Origin of the sequence: Streptomyces vinaceus, from assembly GCF_008704935.1 — a bacterium.
Taxonomy (GTDB): Bacteria; Actinomycetota; Actinomycetes; order Streptomycetales; family Streptomycetaceae; genus Streptomyces; species Streptomyces vinaceus.
On the sequence record NZ_CP023692.1, the window covers coordinates 2,687,572 to 2,705,569 of the forward strand.

The window sequence follows — 17,998 nt, forward strand, 5'->3', positions numbered from 1 at the left end:
GGGCTCAGGGCCGGGCGTGCGCGGACGCCCGGGACAGCGCGAGGACGGCGTGTACGAGGAGCCCCGACGCGACGGCCGGAACGGCCAGCGGGGTCGGGACCAGGGCGAGGGCCAGGGCTGCGGCGACGGGTCCGCGCGGAGCCCCGTGCCCGAGCAGCAGGCGGGTCAGGAAGAGCAGTACGGCGAGCGGTACGGCGAGGCCGAGCGGGGTCCCGGCGAGCGCGGCCGCCCCCGCGGCGGCCGCACCGAAGGCCAGGACGGCCGCGAAGAGCAGCGGCCGGGCCCGGTCGGCGAAGTCCTCCAGGGCCCGGCTCCCGGCGAGCCGGCTCCGGGCGCGGGCGGCGAACACCGCGCCGACCAGGTGCCCGGGGGCCGCGGCCAGGGCGAGGGCGACCCCGAGCGTGGTGCCGTGGCGGTACACCGCCCAGCCCACGGCGGCCGCGGCGAGCAGCAGCACGGCGTACGGGAACCGGCCGGCGGCGGCCCGCCCGGGCCTGCCGGGCCACACCAGGGCCGCGACGGTGACGAGCACGGCGGCGGGCCCGGCGAAGGGCATCCCGGCGGCGCCCGCCCCGAGCGCGAGGGCGCCGGGGAGCAGGGCGCAGCCGAAGCCCCGTAAGGCCCGGGCGTCGCAGGGCCGGGCGGCGGAGGGAGCGGCCGGCTCGTCGCCGCGCGGGGTACGGGCGTACAGCTCCTCGGCGAGCGAGAACACGTCCCGGTGCCGGAAGCGCGCGGCGGTGCGGTCGGTCATGCCCTGCGCCTCCAGCCCGGCGGCGATCTCCAGCGGGTCCACGGCCCGCTCGCAGAGCGCCCGGTGGCGGTGCAGCAGCGCCTTGACGGGGTCTCCGGCGGCCCTGCGGCGGGGCGCCGACGCGACGGGGGCGGCTTCGTCGAGGGTCATACGGTCGCCTCCGTGGCCGTGGTGGTGTTCGTACGAGGGGTCTTCGCGGCAGCCGCTCCCGGAGCCGGCGCCTCGGCGGAACCGGAACCGGACCCGGACACCGGCGCCGACGCCGACGCCGAACCGGAACCAGAAATGGACGCCGAACCGGAACCAGACGCAGACCCGGACCCGAACCCGGAAGCAGGCCCCGACCCGAACCCGGAAGCAGGCCCGGACCCGGATCCGGAACCCGACGCGGCATCCGGATCGGAAGCCGTACCCGCACCCGGCCCCGCTCCGGCACCCGCCCCCGGATCGGCCCACGTGGGGCTCGTCCAGTGCCCCGGAACCCTGGCCTCCAGGGGCTGTTCGAACGGGACCCCGCCCGCCGCCCGCCCCGGTCCGCGGGCCAGCAGCTGGAGGTATATCTCCCGGAAGGCGGCCACGTTCTGCTCGACGGTGAACAGTTCCAGGGCCCGCGCCCGGGCGGCCGCGCCCAGCCGGTGCGCCCGCTCCGGATCCCGCAGCAGCGCCAGGCAGGCGTCGGCCAGCGCCCGCGGGTTGCGCGGCGGGACGACCAGTCCCGTACCGCCGATGACCTCGTACACGGCGCCGACGTCGGTGGAGACGGTGGCCCGGCCGCAGAGCATCGCCTCGGCCAGCGTGATCGGGAAGCCCTCGATCACCGAGGACAGCACCACCACCCGTCCGGAGCCGTACGCGTGGGCCGGCGTGGGGACCTCGGGGCCGCCGATCTCCTCGAACGTGACGGGGTTCTCCCCGACCGTGACGGCGTCGGCGGCCTCGTCGGGGAAGAGCTGCGCGGCGAGCGAGCGGCAGTCGGCGAGGTAGCCGGGGACCACGGCGGTGGCGAAGATCCGCAGCCGGGCCTGCGGCGCGGCCCGGCGCACCTCGGCGAAGGCGTGCAGCAGTGCGATCAGGTCCTTGGCGGGCTCTATCCGGCCGACCCAGACCAGGGTGTCGGGGTCCCCGCAGTCGGGGTCCTCGCCGACGGTGGCGAATCGGTCCGCCTCCATCCCCGGGTACACCGTCCGCAGCCGGTCGCGGGTGGCGCCGCAGCGCTCCTGCCAGCGCCGGGCGTGCGCGTTGCCGGGGGTGAGGAGGTCGGCCTCGGCGTAGATCTCGCCGGCCAGCCGCATGTGGAAGGCCCCCAGCAGGGCCCGTACGGCCGGCCGCGGCGCCGCCCCGGGCCCGCCGGCGCCGGCTCTCCCGCCCACCGGCCCTGACGCCGCGGCCGGGTCGGCCGCGTGCTCCAGGTAGTGGGCCCGGAGTTGGACCCCGTACTCCGTCACCAGCAGCGGGACCCCGAAGAAGCGTTTGGCCAGCAGGCCGGGGAGTGCGGCGATCCCGCCCGCCGCCGCGTGACAGACGTCCACCTCGCGCAGGTCCTCGTACCAGTCGAGGGACAACGGCCGCAGCAGCCGCTCCAGTTCGTCGACGAAGTCCAGCAGGTCGGCCACCTGGGCGCGCTGTACGGAGCGGCGCGCGCCGGGGGCCCGGCAGCCGGACTCCACCGCCCGCACCGCGGTCTCGGAGCGCAGGGCCGCGTACATCCCGCCCTGTTCCCGGGCGAGTTCGGCCAGTCCGTACAGGCCTGAGGCGAAGGACTCGGGTTCCGGCTCGCCCGCGCAGATCCCGCGGACCAGTTCCTTGAAGCTGTCGGCGAAACGGCGGCGCTCACGCCGGGAGTACGTGCGCCCGTCGTCCGCCGGGGCCCAGAGCGGGGCGGTCCACACGCGGGTGACGTGCTCGGGCAGGACGACGCGGCCGCGCTCCTCCTGCTCGGCGCTGCGGCTCAGCGCGTAGAGCTCGAACTCGTGCTGCGGCAGACCGCGGACCAGCCGGTCGCACCACAGCCGCGCCTCCCCCGTCGCATACGGATAACCACCTTCCGTGAGCAGTCCGATCCGCACGAGTGGCACCCCCGATCTCCCGTTCAGGCGGTCGCCGTGGTCCGGTGACCCGCCGCGGGAAACTCAAGCGGATATGCCGAAGGCGCGACGGACGGTTGTCCGTCGCGCCACCGGAAGGGGTGAAGAGTCGTAACTTTCGCCCACGGTCCGCGTTCGAGCGCGCTAGAAAGGGCCTGCGGCCCTCGTGCCTCAGGCGCCCCGGGCGTCCCCCACATCCGGTACGGCGGCGAGCAGTTGGCGCGTGTACGCGTGCCGGGGGCGGTCGTACACCTCCTCGACTGGGCCCTCCTCGACCACCAGGCCGCCGCGCATGACGGCGACCCGGTCGCTGACCTGCCGGACCACGGCGAGGTCGTGCGCGATGAAGACCAGCGCGATCCCGAGCTCCCGCTGGAGCTCGGCCAGCAGGGCCGTGATCTGCGCCTGCGTGGTCACGTCGAGCGCGGAGACGGGCTCGTCGCAGACGATCAGCCGGGGCCGGGGCGCCAGGGCCCGGGCGATGCCGACCCGTTGGCGCTGGCCGCCGCTGAACTCGTGCGGGTAGCGGTCGTGGTGCCCGGCCTCCAGCCCGACGCGGACCAGGAGTTCCCCGACCCTGGCCCGGATCGCGGCCTCGTCGCGCTCCCCCGCGGCGCGCAGCGGGTCGGCGATGGACTCGCCGACCGAGCGGCGCGGGTTGAGGGAGGAGGCCGGGTCCTGGAACACCATCTGGACGCCGGGGACCACGCCCGCGGCGGCCCGGCCGTCGTGGCGGACCTGCCCGGAGCCGGGCTCCAGCAGGCCGACGAGCATCCGGCCGAGGGTGCTCTTGCCGCTGCCGCTCTCCCCCACGATGCCCAGCGTCTCCCCCGCCCGTACGGAGAGCGTGACCCCTCCGACGGCGACGACCTTGCGCCGGCCCCGGCCGAACTCCCGCCGCAGCGCGACGGCTTCGACGACGGGCCCGGCCGCGCCGGCACCGGCCCCGTCGGCACCGGCCCCGTCGGCACCGGCCGCAGCACCGGCCGGCCGCGTCAGCCGCGGGCCGTCCAGCCTCGGTACGGCCGCCAGCAGGTCCTTCGTGTACGCGTCGGCCGGCGCGGCCAGGACCCGGCCCACCGGACCGCGCTCCACGGTGGCGCCGCCCCGCATGACCAGCAGCTCGTCCACGCTGTGCGCCGCCACGCCGACATCGTGCGTGACCAGCACCAGGGCGAGCCCGCGCTCCTCGCGCAGGCCGTGCAGCAGCTCCAGGACCTGGGCCTGCACGGTGACGTCGAGTGCGGTGGTCGGCTCGTCGGCGATGAGCAGCCGGGGCTCGCAGGCCAGCGCCATAGCGATCAGCGTCCGCTGCCGCATGCCGCCGCTGAACTCGTGCGGCCGCGCCCGCGCGCGGCGTACCGCGTCGGGGATGCCCACCCGGTCCAGTACCTCGACCGCCCGCGCCCGCGCCGCGCGCCGCGAGACGTCCGCGTGGACCCGGTACACCTCGGCGATCTGGTCGCCGACGGCGTGGTACGGGTCGAGGGAGCTGAGCGGGTCCTGGAAGACCATGGCCGCGGTGCCTCCGCGCAGCGCGCGCAGTTCGGCGGCCGTGGCGGCGCCGACGTCCGTGCCGCCGACCCGGACCGAGCCGCCGAGCCGGGCGCCGGTCCCGCGGTGCAGCCCCAGCAGGGCCGCGGCCACGGTGGACTTGCCGCTGCCGGACTCTCCGACGATGCCGAGGGCTCCGCCCGGCGCCAGGGTGAAGGAGACACCGTCGACGGCCCGGACGTACTCCCGCGGTCCGCCGTCCGGCCCGTCCACCGGGAAGTCGACGGTGAGGCCGGCGACCTCCACCAGTACGTCGTCCACGCTCATGTCAGGGCCACCCTTCGGTCCGCGAGGGCGTACAGCAGGTCGGCGACGACTCCCGCGAGGACGACGGCCGCGCCGATGGCCAGGACCACTCCGACCACCACCGGCAGGTCCACGACCCGTACCCCGTCGATCAGTGTCTTGCCGAGTCCGGGGATCCCGAACAGCGACTCGGTGAGCACGGCTCCGCCGATCATCGTGCCGAAGTCCACGGCGCTGAGCGCGATCACCGGCGCCACCGCCCCGCGCAGCGCGTGGCGGGTGACGATCGCGCGCTCCCCCACCCCGTAGGCGCGGAAGGTGCGGATGTGGTCCTCGGCGAGCGTCTCCAGGGTGGCGCTCCGGGTGAGCCGGGCGTACTTGGCGGACTCGAAGACGCCGAGCGTGATCCAGGGCAGCAGCATGTTCCAGGCCCACTGTTCCGGGTCCTCGCCCAGCGGCACGTACGTCGGGAACGGCAGCCAGCGCAGGTACGCGCAGACCACCATGAGCAGCAGCAGTCCGAAGATGAAGACGGGCGTCCCGGTCCCGGCCAGGGTCAGCAGGGTCAGGGCCCGCTCCGTCGGCCCCCCGCGGCGCAGCGCGGACAGCAGTCCGGTGCCGACGCCGACGACGAGCCAGATGACCAGGGCGCCGAGCGCCAGCGACAGGGTGGCCGGGAGCCGGTCCAGCAGCAGCTCGGTGACCTGCTGGTCGTTCTGGTACGAGAAGCCCAGGCAGGGCGCGTCGCAGTGCAGGACCAGCCCGGCGCCGCCGGAGTAGTCCCGGCCGGTGAACAGCCCCTGAAGGAAGTGCAGGTACTGGACGACCACCGGGTCGTTCAGGCCGAGCTGCCCGCGCACCTGGGCGACCTGCACCGGATTGCAGCGCTCCCCGCAGGCGAGCCGGGCCGGGTCGCCGGGGGCGACGTAGAAGAGGAGGTAGACGGTGACGGACAGGGCGAGCAGCACGAAGAGCGCGCCGCCGATCCGGCCGAGCAGGAAGCGGGTCACGCCGCGGCCTCCTTCGCGGTGCCGATCCGCAGGCGGGAGCCTTCGCGCGGGTCGAGGGCCGTGCGGACGGCGTCGCCGAGCACGGTGAACGCGAGCACGGTGACGAAGAGCAGCCCGGCCGGGAGCAGGACGTACAGGGGGTCGGCGCGGAACCAGGTCTGCGCGCCGGACAGCATCTGTCCCCAGGAGGGCGTCGGCGGCTTCACGCCGACGCCGAGGAAGGAGAGCGAGGCCTCGGCGACGATGTTGGTGGGGACCTGGATCGCGGCGTAGGTGATGACGGGCGCGGCCAGGGAGGGCAGCAGTTCGCGGCGGGCGATGCGCAGGGTGCCGTTGCCCGACAGCCGGGCGGCGGAGACGAAGTCCAGGCCCCGCAGGGCCAGGGTCTGGGCGCGCACCATGCGGGCGGTGCCGCCCCAGCTGAGCAGTCCGATGACGAGGATCAGCAGCAGGGGCCGCGGGAAGTCGGCCGGGACGACGGCGGTCAGGGCGATGCCGAGCACCAGCATGGGCAGGGCGATCATCACGTCGGTGAGCCGGCCGATGAGGTGGCCCGTGAGGCGGTTGCCGAGGGCGGCGGCGAGTCCGGCGGCGACTCCGACGAGGATCTGCACGGAGGTGGCGCCGAGCGCGACGAGCAGGGAGACGCGGGCCCCGTACAGCAGCCGGACGAACAGGTCGCGGCCGGTGCCGGGTTCGACGCCGAGCCAGTGGTCGGCGGAGATCCCGCCGAGGGAGCCGAGCGGGACCCCGCCGCGCGCCGAGTCCACGAGGTCGTCGTGGTACGCGTCGGGGTCCTGGCCGCTGAGCCCGGCGAGCAGGGGCGCCGCGAGGGCGAGGAGGACGAGGAGCGCGAGGACGGCGACGGCGGCGCCGGCCGAGGGCCGGCGGCGCAGCCGCCGCCAGACCTGGCGCGCGGCGCCCGCGCCGGGAGCGGGAGCCCCGGTCGCGGGCGGCGCGGCGGACTGCTGGAGGAGCACGCTCACTTGACGGAGACCTGCGAGATGTCGAGGACGCCGGTCCAGTCGCTGATCACGACGTTCTTGACGTCCTTGCCGACCAGGCGCTTGTAGACCGGGTGGAAGAGCGGCACGTCCAGGGCCTGCTCACCGATCTTCTTGTCGAGGGCGCCCCAGCGCTTGGCCGCCTCGGCGAGGTCGGTCAGCTTGGCGATCTCGTCGATCTCGGCGTTCACGGCCGGGTCGTTCAGCTGCGCGTGGTTGTAGTTGGTGCCGTTGGTGACGATCTGCCGGCCGTCGAAGATCGGCGCGAGGAAGGGGCCGCCGGAGGGCCAGTCGGCGCCCCAGCGGGAGAGGAAGAAGCCGGGGGTGTTCTTGGCGTCCCAGCGCTTCTCGTTGAACGCGTTGTTCTCCAGGCCCTCCAGCTTGACCGTGATCCCGGCGGCGGCGAGCGCCTGCTGCACGGCGGTCGCGACCTCGGGGCTGGTCTGCCGGTTCTGCGCGGTGGAGTGGGTCAAGGTGATGCTCAGCCCGTCGGGGAACCCGGCCTCCTTCAGCAGCTCCTTGGCCTTGGCCGGGTCGCCCGCCTTCCCGGCCGGGAAGTGGTCGTACGGGGTGTGGCCGAAGGCCTTCTGCTCGGGCAGGAAGGTGGTGGCCGGCTCGGCGAGCGCGGAGCCGCCGGCCGCGTTGACCACGCTGGTGCGGTTGATCGCGTACGAGATGGCCTGGCGCACCTTCGGGTTGTCGAAGGGGGCCACCTTCGGGTTGAAGGCCAGGTAGTTGACGTAGCCGAAGTGGCCGGTGCCGACGCGGCCGGCCAGCTCGTTCTTCTCGGCGGAGTCGCCGATCTGGGCCAGTTCCGCCGGGCCCAGGTTGGTGTCGGTGGTGATGGCTGCCGCGTCGGCGCCCGAGCTGGTGGACAGCCGCTGGTTGATGACCGCGGCGTCGAGCCCGGAGCGGACGTCGATGCGGTCCGGGTAGGCCTTGCGCTCCTCGTCGGTCTTCGGGTCCCACTTCTCGTTGCGTTCGAGGGTGAGGTGCTCGCCGTCGTTCTCGTTCTTGACGACCTTGTACGGGCCGGAGGAGAGGGGGTGCTCCTCGTACTTCACCCCGGTGTCCTTGGCCTTGGGGACGGGCGCGAACTGGGTCTGCGTCGCGACGAAGGGGAACTCGCCCTCGGGCTTGCGCAGTTTGAAGACGATCGTCTTCGCGTCGGGCACGAGGATCGAGTCGAGGCCCTTGCCGCCGTCCTTGTACGGGCCCTCGTAGCTCTCCCCGCCGACGAGCCAGTCCCGCAGGTACGGGGCTCCGCCCGACAGCTCGGCGGCGAAGGACCGCTCGATGCCGTACTTGATGTCGGCGGTGGTGATCGGGGTGCCGTCCTCGTACGCCAGCCCGTCCTTGAGCGTGTACGTCCACTCGGTGGCGTCGGCGTTGGGCCGGCCGGTGTCGGTGGCCAGGTCGGGCACGACCTTGGTGCCGGCGGCGCCGTCCTCGCGGTTGCGGGTGGTGAGCGTACGGAAGACCAGCGAGGGGACGTTGCCGCCGCCGGAGGTGTAGAGGCGGGCCGGGTCGAAGTCGCTCTGCGGCTCGGAGTTGAGGACGGTGAGCGTGCCGCCCTTCTGCGGGGCGCCGCCCGCGGCGCCGGGCGCGGCACCGGACCGGTCCGCCGCGTCCTTGGGCCCGCACGCCGCGGCGCCCCCGGCCAGGACGAGGCTGACGGCGACCGCGGCCACGCGGTGCGATGTCTGGGACTGACGGAGCATGAGAAAAGGGACCTCTCGGCGTGAATCACGAATTGCCCGGCTCCGGGAGCCGGGCGAAGGGCGGAAAAGGCCACGCGAGGGGCAGCGGTCTGCGGTCGGGAACCGGCGGCGTGCCGGAACGGCCGCATGCCGGTGGAACGGGAAAGCCGCACCTGCGGGCGTGGATGCACCCGGGCGCGGCGAAGGACTGGGAAAAAGGCGGAGTCGCGGCGCGGACGGGTGGGCGTCAGCGACAGAGGATGTCGGCCACGCTGTGCGCGGTCACACCGAGCAGCGCCAGCTCGATGGCGGCGCTCGCGGCGGTGGTGTGGCGGTGCGACATGCGGAGAACAATTACCGATCATCGGACAAGTTGTCAACGCGCCATCCGGCCGTTCACCACCGCCCGCCGGTCAACTCCCGGGGAACACCCACGGGTTGGGCTTGCACTGGATCCCGCCGATGTCGAGGGACTTCGTCTGCTGCTGCATGATCGGCGCGAGCGCTCCCGGGGTCTGGCAGTTCACGTGCCCGTGCCCGAGCCGGTGGCCGACCTCGTGGTTGATGAGCATCTGCCGGTACGCGAACATCTGGTCCGCGCCGTACGTCACCGAGCCCTGCGCCCAGCGGTACGCGTTGATCATGACCCGCTCGGTGCTCGCGGAGTCACAGCTGACGTTGTCGACGGTGGTGTCCAGACCGGACTTCGCGCACCACACTCCGGTCGTCCCCGGGCTGGCCAGCGTGATGACGAAGTCGGCCTCGCCGCCCGGCACCCGCTCGAAGGTCTTCGTCCCGCCGTGGCCCCAGCTGCGGTCGTCGTTGAGCGTGCGGTGGACGGCCTCGGCGAACAGCTGCGCGTCCAGGCCGAGCCCCTGCTCCACGTCGACCCGGTAGCGGATCTTCTTTCCCTTGCCGGGCGCCGGAGCCACCCCGGGGACGGTGTCGAAGGTGCCGGGCCCCTTCAGCTTCTCGTCGATGGGGAACTGCTGGGCCATCTTCTGCTCGTACGACAGCTCCACCGCGGGTGCGGCCGGGGCGGCGGACGCCGGCGGGGTCGCCCGGCCGTCGGAGCGGGAGGCGGCGGACGCGCCGGAGTCGGCGCGCTTCTGGGCACCGCCGGCGGCGCTCGCGGTGGCGGAGGAGCCGCTGTCGCCGCCGGTGGCCATCTGCACGGCGACGACGACGGCGAACGCGGTGGTCACGGCCGCCGCGGCCATCCCGGCGTACGTACGGACCTTGCGCCCGCGCCCGGGGGCAGGCGGCTCCTCGGCGGGGGTTTCGGGAGTCTCGGGAGATTCGGGAGCGGCCGGCGCGAGGGGAGCGGCCGGGGCCGGCGCGGCCGCCGTCACCGGCGCGCGGGGCCCGGGCACCCGGCGGTGCGGGCCGGTGGAGGTCAGGGGGTCGGCCTCGGGCTGCGGGAGCGTCACCTGCGGGAAGCCGACCGCGGGGGTGCCGAAGGCCGGGGTGTCGGTGTCCAGTACGGCCGCGGTCGTACGCCCCTGCCGCGGTACGCCGCGCCAGTCCCCGTACACCGCACCGGACTCGGCGCCGGGCTGCGCGCCCCAGGCGCCGCCGGGCTCGCGCTGCTCGGGGTGGCCGCCGCGCGGCTCCTCGTACGCGGGGTACCCGCCGGAGGGCCACTGCTCCTCGTACGGCCGGTGCTCCTCGTACGGGCGGCGGCCGTCGTCGTGCGCCGGCCGCTGCGCGGGCGGCGGGTGCTCCTCGTTGGGGCGGCGTTCCGCGAAGACGGACCGCTCCTCGAAGACGGACCGCTCCTCGTACGGGAACGGGTCCGCGGGCTCCGCCTCCGGCGCCGGGCGGACAGGGGCGGGGGCCGGAGCGGGCCCCTTGCGACTATGTCGTCCCACGGTGCTCAGCCTCTGCCGTCTTCGCCATCTCGGATGTCAAGGGTGTCCGGCATGTCGCGCGTCGCCGGACCGGTGTCGTGCAGCAGCTCCCGGAAGGCCTGCGCCACCACATCGGGGTACTCCATCATCGCCACGTGCCCCGCCTGGGGCAGGGTCAGCAGCCGCGACCCCCGGAAGGAGGCCGCCGCCTTCTGCGCCATACGGTACGAGACCAGTTGGTCCCGGCCACCGTAGACCAGCAGGGTCGGGGCGAGCACCCGCTGCGCCTGGCGCCACAGTCCGTGCTGCCCGCCGAGGGTGTACGCGTCGACGATGCCCCGCGAGGAACGGCTCATCGCCTCCCAGAAGTACGGGAGGGCCATCCGCCGCTCCATCTCCGCGACGGCGTACGCGAAGCCCTCCGATGTCACCCGGGAGGGGTCTCCGTAACAGAGGGCCGTCACCCCGCGGGTGCGCTCCTCCGCGCTCAGCCCGCGGGTGAGCCGGCCGACCAGCGAGGCCATGCCGGGGACGGCGAGCAGGGCGGTCGGCACCGCCGACCTCTGCACGCGCAGCTCGGGCAGCGCGGGCGAGATCAGCGTCAGCGTGCGCACCAGGTCGGGGCGGACGGCCGCGACCCGGGTGGAGACGGCGCCCCCGAGGGAGTTCCCGAAGAGGTGGACGGGGCCGCGGCCGGCGGCGTCGAGGTGCCGGATGACCGCGCGGGCCAGCGCGGTGACCGAGTAGTCCCGGTCCGCGGGCGGCGGGGACCAGCCGAAGCCGGGCAGGTCGACGGCCTCGCCGTCGACGCTGTCCTCCAGCTGTGCCATGAGGTCCGTCCAATTCGTCGACGAACCGCCGAGTCCGTGGACGAACAGCGCGGGCGGCAGACCCGTACGCAGCGGGGGCCGGGACCGGACGGTGAGCTCCAGTCCGGGCAGCACCACGGTGCGCAGCTGCTCCCCCTCGGCGACGCGGACGGCTCCCACCTGGGGGGACGCTTCGGATGCGGATCGCACACCCGGCAGCTCGGTCGAAGACATGCGGCCAATGTTACGAGACGATCACGTCCGGACTCTTGTGTTCGGCGTCACAGATGCATGGGGATCCACGTAGCGGGGTATTCGCGATCCTCCTACGCTCATAGATGAGGCGGGCCACCGATACGGCCGGCCCACGAGGGGCGAGGGAAGAAGGGGAGCACCATGACCGTCGACCCCGCAGAGCCGGACACCTTCCAGGAGCACTTCCCGGAGACCCTCGACGCCGAGGCGCCCGAGGCCGATGCGGCGGAACAGCTGGCCGAGTTGCAGCCGGAGGACGACGACCGGATCACGGGGGTGGACCGTGACGAGGCCGCGGACGGGGACGCCGCAGAGCAGGCGCGGGTGGTGACCCTGGACGAGGACGACTACCGCTGACCAGCGTCTCCGGGCGGTCCCGGGCGGTCCGGCAAGCGAGAAAACTCGGCTTGGACCCTACAGATTCGGTTACCGAAAAGTACGATGGCCGCGCGGCGCAGAGCGCACTGTGTTCTTAGAGAAAGTGGGAGGCGGCGTGACAGCCATCGAGCAGACCGAGGCAGCGCGTCCCCGGGGCACGCGACTGCCGCGCCGAGCCCGACGCAATCAGCTCCTGGGCGCGGCCCAGGAGGTCTTCGTCGCGCAGGGTTACCACGCGGCGGCGATGGACGACATCGCGGAGCGGGCCGGCGTGAGCAAGCCCGTGCTGTACCAGCACTTCCCCGGCAAGCTCGACCTCTACCTGGCCCTGCTGGACCAGCACTGCGAGGCCCTGCTGCTCGCCGTGCGCACGGCGCTCGCGTCGACCACGGACAACAAGCTGCGCGTGGCCGCGACGATGGACGCCTACTTCGCGTACGTGGAGGACGAGGGCGGCGCGTTCCGGCTGGTCTTCGAGTCCGACCTGACGAACGAGCCGGCGGTGCGCGAGCGCGTCGACCGCGTCTCGCTCCAGTGCGCCGAAGCCATCTCCGACGTCATCGCCGAGGACACCGGCCTGTCCAAGGACGAGTCCATGCTGCTGGCCGTGGGCCTGGGCGGGGTGTCGCAGGTCGTGGCCCGGTACTGGCTCTCCAGCGAGAGCCCGGTCGCCCGCGATACGGCGGTGGGCCTCCTGACCTCGCTGGCCTGGCGCGGCATCGCCGGGTTCCCGCTGCACGGCACGGAGGGCGGCCAGGCACCGCAGGCCTGACCGGACGGGCCTGGCCAGGCGGGCCTGACCAGGCAGAGCCGACCGGGCTGACCCGGCCGGGCGGTGGTCCGGTGTTCGCTGCCAGCGTGTCCGGAGCGCCGCATCCGGGTCCCCTCTCCGGGCTAATGTGGACCGGGTACGGCGCGGCTGATCGCGCACAACCGACCATCGGAGGGACAAAGCCGTGGAGGTCAAGATCGGCGTGCAGCACGCACCCCGGGAGATCGTGCTGGAGAGCGACTTGGGCGCCGAGGAGCTGGAGCGCCTCGTCACCGCCGCGCTGACCGGTTCGGAGCCGCTGCTGAGCCTCACCGACAACAAGGGTCGCAAGGTCCTGGTGCCGGCCGACCGCCTGTCGTATGTCGACCTGGGCGAGCCGAGCGTGCGCAAGGTCGGTTTCGGCGCGCTCTGACGCATCGCGACCGGCATTCGGGAGAACTGGGTGCAACGGCCCGGTGGTTGATTCCACCGGGCCGTTTCCCTTTCCTCCGCTTCGGGTAGGACCGCAGTGAACCGGTTTGCCCCTGACCTGCGGGAGACCCCCATGCTGCTGTTGGAAGCGCTCGGCTCCGCCCTCCTGGGCCTCGCCCTGGCCGGAGCGGCCCTGAGAGCGCTGGCCCAGCGGCTGCCGTCCCCAAGGACGGTGCTGGTCAGCGGGGTGCTGGGCGCGCTGTTCGGGGCCTGGCTGACGCAGTTCGCGCTCGGCCCGGGACACAACACGCTCTTCGCGACCCTGATCGGCTCGGTGCTGGTCTCCGCGGTGGTGCTGTCGCTGCTGCTGCGCCCCGGGACCGGGCCCCGGCGTTCATCGCGCCGGGCTCCGTTTTCCCTTCCGTCGCAGGGCTGAGCGGCGCTCCGGCGAGCCCCGTCCCCCCGATTGAGCCCTGATCCGTCACCTCGTACGTCGGCCCCGGCGCGGAACACCGCGCCGGGGCCGACGTACGTACGGGCACGGGACCGGGTCAGGCGGCGAGGCCCAGGGCGGCCATGCGCTTGGTGTGCGCCTTGGTGATGCGGGTGAACATCTCTCCGACGGCCGCCAGGTCGAAGCCGGCCGCCATCCCGTCCACGCCGCCCACGAGCATCGTGGAGAGCGCGTCGCGCTCGGCGACCACGCGCTGCGCCTGCGAGAGCGCCTCGCCCATCAGCCGGCGGGCCCACAGCGCGAGCCGTCCGCCGCAGCGCGGGTCGGCCTCGATGGCGGCGCGCACCTTCTCGACGGCGAAGCCGCCGTGGCCGGTGTCGTCGAGCACGCCCACGACCAGGGCACGGGTGTCGGTGTCGAGGTGGGTGGCGACCTCGCGGTAGAAGTCGCTGGCGATCGAGTCACCGACGTAGGCCTTGACCAGGCCCTCCAGCCAGTCCGAGGGCGCGGTCTGGCGGTGGAAGTCGTCGACGCCCTTGGCGAAGGGCTCCATGGCGGCGGTCGGCTCCGCGTCGATCGCGGCGAGGCGGTCGCGCAGCTGCTCGAAGTGGTGGAACTCCGCGGAGGCCATCTTCGCGAGCTCGGCCTTGTCGTCGAGGGTGGGCGCGAGCTTCGCGTCCTCCGCGAGGCGCTCGAAGGCGGCGAGCTCTCCGTACGCGAGCGCTCCCAGCAGGTCCACGACGGCGGCCCGGTACTGCGGCGAGGCGGAGGCGGTCGCCCAGTCCTGAGCGGCGATCCCGGCCGCCTCGGCGGCGGTGCTGTCGTCGGAGGGCGATGCGTTTTCAACGGTCGGCATGCTCCGCACAATAGCCCGCCGGAACCCCGCTCAAGGCACCGCATCAGCTCACCGCTGACCCGCCTAAACGCGACTACCAGGTGAATTCACCCGACACACCTGCGCGATTCCGGGGTACAGTGGTAATGCGCCTGCCGGATACTCGGCGGGCCATCCGAATGAGGATGCCCGGTCGGTGGCCCGATCGGCTCCACCCGACCGCCCTCGGCGTGATGCGTACGCACATGCGTACCGCTTCTCCACGAGGGGCCCCCTCAGCGGCACAAGCGCTTGAGCGAAGGCCAGTGGTCCCGCGCAGCTTCGTATGTACGTCGTAGTACAGCAAGCCAGGCACGGTACGACCCCCCTCGCCGCCTCGCGCCGCGTCTCACAGAAGAGGCAGCACCCTGACTACGTTCCGAGACCTCGGGATTTTCCCCGAGACGGCCGAAGCCCTTGAGGCCGTCGGCATTGTGTCCCCCTTCCCGATCCAGGAGATGACCCTCCCCGTCGCCCTTTCCGGCACGGACGTCATCGGCCAGGCCAAGACCGGAACCGGCAAGACGCTCGGTTTCGGCCTTCCGCTGCTGGAGCGGGTCGTCGTCCCCGCGGACGTCGAGGCCGGCCGGGCCACGCCCGAGCAGCTCACCGACGCCCCGCAGGCCCTCGTCGTCGTACCGACGCGCGAGCTGTGCACCCAGGTCACCAACGACCTGCTGACCGCGGGCAAGGTCCGCAACGTCCGCGTCCTCGCCATATACGGCGGCCGCGCGTACGAGCCGCAGGTCGAGGCGCTCAAGAAGGGCGTCGACGTGATCGTCGGCACCCCGGGCCGCCTGCTCGACCTGGCCGGCCAGCGCAAGCTGGACCTGTCGCACGTCAAGGCGCTCGTCCTGGACGAGGCCGACGAGATGCTCGACCTGGGCTTCCTGCCCGACGTCGAGAAGATCATCAACTACCTCCCGGCCAAGCGCCAGACGATGCTGTTCTCGGCGACCATGCCGGGCGCGGTCATCGGCCTGGCCCGCCGGTACATGACGCAGCCGACGCACATCCGCGCCACCTCGCCCGAGGGCGAGGGCGTCACCGTCGCCAACATCAAGCAGCACGTCTTCCGTGCGCACAACATGGACAAGCCGGAGCTCGTCTCCCGCATCCTGCAGGCCGAGGGCCGCGGGCTGGCCATGATCTTCTGCCGTACGAAGCGCACGGCGGCCGACATCGCCGAGCAGCTGGAGAAGCGCGGCTTCGCGTCCGGCGCCGTCCACGGCGACCTGGGCCAGGGCGCGCGCGAGCAGGCGCTGCGCGCGTTCCGCAACGGCAAGGTCGACGTACTGGTGTGCACCGACGTCGCCGCGCGCGGTATCGATGTCGAGGGTGTCACCCACGTCATCAACTACCAGACGCCCGAGGACGAGAAGACCTTCCTGCACCGCGTGGGCCGCACCGGCCGCGCGGGCAACAAGGGCATCGCCGTCACGCTGGTCGACTGGGACGACATCCCGCGCTGGCAGCTGATCAACAAGGCGCTGGAGCTGGACTTCCACGACCCGGTCGAGACGTACTCCACGTCCCCGCACCTGTTCGAGGAAATGAACATCCCGGCCGGCACCAAGGGGATCCTGCCGCGCGCCGAGCGCACGCGGGCCGGCCTGAAGGCCGAGGACCTGGAAGACCTGGGCGAGACCGGCGGCCGCGGTGGCCGTGGCGGTCGCGGTGACCGCGGTGACCGCGGTCCGGCCGCGGCCGCGGCCCCGGCCGAGGAGCGTGCCCCCCGTACGCGCACCCCACGCCAGCGCCGCCGGACGCGCGGCGGCAGCGAGCTCGGCGCCGAGACCGCCGCCGTGACCCCGGTGGCCGAGGCCCCCGAGGCCCCGGCCGGTGACGAGGCGCGCAAGCCGCGCCGCCGCCGGACGCGCTCGGTGACCACCGCGGCCGCCGCGGCCGCCGTCGTGGCCGAGCAGGCTCCGGCCGCTCCGGCCGCCGCCGTCGCCCCGGTCGCCACCGTCGTCGAGGCGGCTCCGGTCGTCGAGGCCGCCCCCGTCGCCGTCGCTCCGGTCGCCGAGGCTCCGGCCGAGGAGGCCCCGGTCAAGGCCCGCCGTACGCGGACCCGCAAGGCCGCGGCGGCCGTGGTCTTCACGGAGCCCGACCTCGCGCAGGCCCCGTCGGCCGAGCCGGTCACGGCGGAGCCCGTCAAGACCGAGCCGGTCCGCGCCCGCCGGGTACCGACCCAGAAGCCCGTCCTCGCCCAGGTGACCCCGATCGCGGCGGCTCCGGCCGAGGAGGTCGTGGTCAAGGCCCGCCGGACCCGCGCCCGCAAGGTCGTCGACGCGGCCCCGGAGCCGGACTTCCAGGTGGCCCCGCCCGTGGAGCCCCCGGTCAAGGCCCGCCGCAGCGCCCCGACCACCCGGACCCGCAAGGTCGCGGCTGCCGCTCCGGTCGCCGAGGCCGTCGCGGTGGCCGAGGAGGCCCCTGCCAAGCCGAAGCGCACGCGGACCCGCAAGGCCGCCGCCGCCGTCGAGGCTCCGGCCGCGCCGGTGGCCGAGGAGGCCCCCGCGAAGCCGAAGCGCACCCGGGCCCGCAAGGCCGCCGCTCCCGTCGTGGAGACCACGGAGGCCTGATCCCGCTGCGTACGCCGGTGGCCCGGTCCCCTTCCCAGGGGGCCGGGCCACCGGCGTACCCGGGCCGTACACACCGCGCCTACGCGCCGGTAACCCCGGGCCGGTAGCCTCTGGCCCATGAGCAAGCCGCCCCGCCTCACGCTGCCCTCCGGTGCCCGCGCGTACCTCCTGTCCACCGCCCGCGGCGAGTTCGCCGTGCACGAGGCCGGCGAGCCGGTCCGCGGCACCGCCCTGCTGGTCCCCGGTTTCACGGGCAGCAAGGAGGACTTCATCGGCCTCCTGGAGCCGCTGTCCGCCGCCGGGTACCGGGTGCTCGCCATCGACGGGCGCGGGCAGCACGAGAGCCCCGGCCCGCGCGAGGAGTCGGCGTACGCGCTGGAGGAGCTGGCGCAGGACGTGCTCGCCCAGGCCGCCGCCGTGGACGGGGGGCCGGTCCACCTCGTCGGCCACTCGCTGGGCGGGCTGATCGCGCGGGCCGCCGTACTGCGCGACGCGGCGCCCTTCGCCTCCCTCACCCTGATGAGCAGCGGGCCGGCGGCGATCGCCGAGGACCAGCAGGAACGTACGAAGCTGCTGGTCGCGGCGTTGGAGGCGATGCGCGACGACATGCCGGGGGTCTGGACGGCGATGCGGTCCTTCGACCCCGAGGACGCGGCGCCGGACGGCCCCGAGCTCGCGGAGTTCCTCCGCGGGCGGTGGCTGTCCACGGTGCCGGAGCAGCTGATCGCCACGGGCCGGATCCTGGTCTCCGAGCCGGACCGGGTGGACGGGCTGAGCGCGGTGGAGCTGCCGAAGCTGGTGCTGTCCGGCGAGGTGGACTACGCGTGGCCGGTCCCGCTGATGGACGAGATGACGGAGCGGCTGGGCGCGGCCCGGGTGGTCGTGGCGGGTGCGGAGCACTCCCCCAATGCAGAGAATCCGCAGGTCACGGCGGGTGCACTGGCCTCGTTCTGGGACTCCCACCCACAGGGTTAGTTAGCGAGTGAAAAAATTTCCTTAGCGTAGGGAATGTTTGCCTCTTGCACTTCGTTGGAACAGTGCAAGGAGAACACTGACGAAGGGAGAAGCACATGCGCTTCGAGATTCTGCGCCTGGACGATGTCGACGGATCCGCCGTGGACAGCACCGTCGTGGACGCGGCCTCCGTCAACCGGATCGTGCAGCAGGCGGCCTCCGTAGGCCAGCGCATTCTGATCCGACCGGCCGAGAGTGCGTCCTCCTGACACCTCCGCACAGCACACGTCGAAAGCCCCCGCACCGATCC

General features: G+C 73.7%; 17 protein-coding genes. 7 read left to right on the top strand and 10 right to left on the bottom strand.

The features are described from left to right. Positions 1 to 4: 4 nt before the first annotated feature. The 9 genes from CP980_RS11730 to CP980_RS11765 form a co-directional block, all read right to left on the bottom strand. Entirely contained in the window at positions 5 to 901 is an 897-nt protein-coding gene (locus tag CP980_RS11730; RefSeq protein WP_150528127.1) for a hypothetical protein, read from the bottom strand. Continuing rightward, positions 898 to 2,817, bottom strand: coding sequence for a GT4 family glycosyltransferase PelF (gene pelF / locus CP980_RS11735; RefSeq protein WP_150528128.1), 1,920 nt, complete (start codon positions 2,815 to 2,817; stop codon positions 898 to 900). Before pelF ends, CP980_RS11730 begins: the two co-directional genes overlap by 4 nt. Before the next feature lie 189 nt (positions 2,818 to 3,006). Beyond that, complete coding sequence (locus CP980_RS11740) at positions 3,007 to 4,656, bottom strand: dipeptide ABC transporter ATP-binding protein (RefSeq protein WP_150528129.1); 1,650 nt, start codon at positions 4,654 to 4,656, stop codon at positions 3,007 to 3,009. Next, positions 4,653 to 5,645, bottom strand: coding sequence for an ABC transporter permease (locus CP980_RS11745; RefSeq protein WP_132756569.1), 993 nt, complete (start codon positions 5,643 to 5,645; stop codon positions 4,653 to 4,655). The genes CP980_RS11740 and CP980_RS11745 overlap by 4 nt, the downstream gene beginning before the upstream one ends. Then, positions 5,642 to 6,631, bottom strand: a complete 990-nt coding sequence (locus CP980_RS11750) for an ABC transporter permease (RefSeq protein ID WP_150528130.1) — start codon at positions 6,629 to 6,631, stop codon at positions 5,642 to 5,644. Before CP980_RS11750 ends, CP980_RS11745 begins: the two co-directional genes overlap by 4 nt. Further along, positions 6,628 to 8,370 (bottom strand): ABC transporter substrate-binding protein, encoded by a 1,743-nt coding sequence (locus CP980_RS11755; protein ID WP_132756565.1) that lies wholly within the window; start codon positions 8,368 to 8,370, stop codon positions 6,628 to 6,630. Before CP980_RS11755 ends, CP980_RS11750 begins: the two co-directional genes overlap by 4 nt. A gap of 226 nt (positions 8,371 to 8,596) precedes the next feature. Then, positions 8,597 to 8,692 (bottom strand): Ms4533A family Cys-rich leader peptide, encoded by a 96-nt coding sequence (locus CP980_RS36550; protein WP_311318607.1) that lies wholly within the window; start codon positions 8,690 to 8,692, stop codon positions 8,597 to 8,599. 70 nt (positions 8,693 to 8,762) lie between these two features. Continuing rightward, positions 8,763 to 10,220 carry a DUF3152 domain-containing protein gene (locus CP980_RS11760; protein ID WP_150528131.1) on the bottom strand — a complete coding sequence of 486 codons (1,458 nt, stop codon included), beginning with the start codon at positions 10,218 to 10,220 and terminating at the stop codon, positions 8,763 to 8,765. Between the two features lie 5 nt (positions 10,221 to 10,225). After that, positions 10,226 to 11,242 (bottom strand): alpha/beta fold hydrolase, encoded by a 1,017-nt coding sequence (locus tag CP980_RS11765; protein WP_150528132.1) that lies wholly within the window; start codon positions 11,240 to 11,242, stop codon positions 10,226 to 10,228. Between the two features lie 162 nt (positions 11,243 to 11,404). On the opposite strand from CP980_RS11765, the gene CP980_RS11770 reads away from it, so the two are divergent. The 4 genes from CP980_RS11770 to CP980_RS11785 all read left to right on the top strand — a co-directional run bounded on the left by CP980_RS11770 (position 11,405) and on the right by CP980_RS11785 (position 13,260). After that, the gene (locus tag CP980_RS11770; protein ID WP_132756562.1) at positions 11,405 to 11,620 is read left to right on the top strand and encodes a hypothetical protein; all 216 of its coding nucleotides are present in this window, start codon (positions 11,405 to 11,407) and stop codon (positions 11,618 to 11,620) included. A 136-nt stretch (positions 11,621 to 11,756) separates the two neighbouring features. Continuing rightward, entirely contained in the window at positions 11,757 to 12,413 is a 657-nt protein-coding gene (locus CP980_RS11775; RefSeq protein ID WP_030153469.1) for a TetR/AcrR family transcriptional regulator, read from the top strand. Between the two features lie 184 nt (positions 12,414 to 12,597). Continuing rightward, the gene (locus CP980_RS11780) at positions 12,598 to 12,825 is read left to right on the top strand and encodes a DUF3107 domain-containing protein (RefSeq protein ID WP_099889612.1); all 228 of its coding nucleotides are present in this window, start codon (positions 12,598 to 12,600) and stop codon (positions 12,823 to 12,825) included. A 132-nt stretch (positions 12,826 to 12,957) separates the two neighbouring features. Continuing rightward, entirely contained in the window at positions 12,958 to 13,260 is a 303-nt protein-coding gene (locus CP980_RS11785; RefSeq protein ID WP_373312834.1) for a hypothetical protein, read from the top strand. A 115-nt stretch (positions 13,261 to 13,375) separates the two neighbouring features. Here the strand turns inward: CP980_RS11785 and CP980_RS11790 are convergent, their stop codons facing one another. Next, on the bottom strand, positions 13,376 to 14,134 hold the full coding sequence (locus CP980_RS11790; RefSeq protein WP_099889613.1) for a ferritin-like fold-containing protein: 759 nt from the start codon (positions 14,132 to 14,134) through the stop codon (positions 13,376 to 13,378). 476 nt (positions 14,135 to 14,610) lie between these two features. Between CP980_RS11790 and CP980_RS11795 the strand changes: the two genes are divergently transcribed. The 3 genes from CP980_RS11795 (at position 14,611) to CP980_RS35075 (ending at position 17,957) form a co-directional block, all read left to right on the top strand. Further along, positions 14,611 to 16,734 carry a DEAD/DEAH box helicase gene (locus CP980_RS11795; RefSeq protein WP_229906933.1) on the top strand — a complete coding sequence of 708 codons (2,124 nt, stop codon included), beginning with the start codon at positions 14,611 to 14,613 and terminating at the stop codon, positions 16,732 to 16,734. 117 nt (positions 16,735 to 16,851) lie between these two features. Then, entirely contained in the window at positions 16,852 to 17,709 is an 858-nt protein-coding gene (locus CP980_RS11800) for an alpha/beta fold hydrolase (RefSeq protein ID WP_132756559.1), read from the top strand. Between the two features lie 95 nt (positions 17,710 to 17,804). After that, a complete protein-coding gene (locus tag CP980_RS35075; RefSeq protein WP_099889616.1) occupies positions 17,805 to 17,957 on the top strand; it encodes a hypothetical protein in 153 nt (50 codons plus the stop codon). Positions 17,958 to 17,998 lie beyond the last annotated feature (41 nt).

Excerpts from the sequence above, each read along its gene's own strand:
- CP980_RS11795 (WP_229906933.1), top strand. The coding sequence starts at position 14,611 with ATGACCCTCCCCGTCGCCCTTTCCGGCACGGACGTCATCGGCCAGGCC.
- CP980_RS11755 (WP_132756565.1), bottom strand. The coding sequence starts at position 8,370 with ATGCTCCGTCAGTCCCAGACATCGCACCGCGTGGCCGCGGTCGCCGTC.
- CP980_RS11770 (WP_132756562.1), top strand. The coding sequence starts at position 11,405 with ATGACCGTCGACCCCGCAGAGCCGGACACCTTCCAGGAGCACTTCCCG.
- CP980_RS11790 (WP_099889613.1), bottom strand. The coding sequence starts at position 14,134 with ATGCCGACCGTTGAAAACGCATCGCCCTCCGACGACAGCACCGCCGCC.
- CP980_RS11765 (WP_150528132.1), bottom strand. The coding sequence starts at position 11,242 with ATGTCTTCGACCGAGCTGCCGGGTGTGCGATCCGCATCCGAAGCGTCC.
- CP980_RS36550 (WP_311318607.1), bottom strand. The coding sequence starts at position 8,692 with ATGTCGCACCGCCACACCACCGCCGCGAGCGCCGCCATCGAGCTGGCG.
- CP980_RS11785 (WP_373312834.1), top strand. The coding sequence starts at position 12,958 with ATGCTGCTGTTGGAAGCGCTCGGCTCCGCCCTCCTGGGCCTCGCCCTG.
- CP980_RS11800 (WP_132756559.1), top strand. The coding sequence starts at position 16,852 with ATGAGCAAGCCGCCCCGCCTCACGCTGCCCTCCGGTGCCCGCGCGTAC.
- CP980_RS11740 (WP_150528129.1), bottom strand. The coding sequence starts at position 4,656 with ATGAGCGTGGACGACGTACTGGTGGAGGTCGCCGGCCTCACCGTCGAC.
- CP980_RS35075 (WP_099889616.1), top strand. The coding sequence starts at position 17,805 with ATGCGCTTCGAGATTCTGCGCCTGGACGATGTCGACGGATCCGCCGTG.
- CP980_RS11730 (WP_150528127.1), bottom strand. The coding sequence starts at position 901 with ATGACCCTCGACGAAGCCGCCCCCGTCGCGTCGGCGCCCCGCCGCAGG.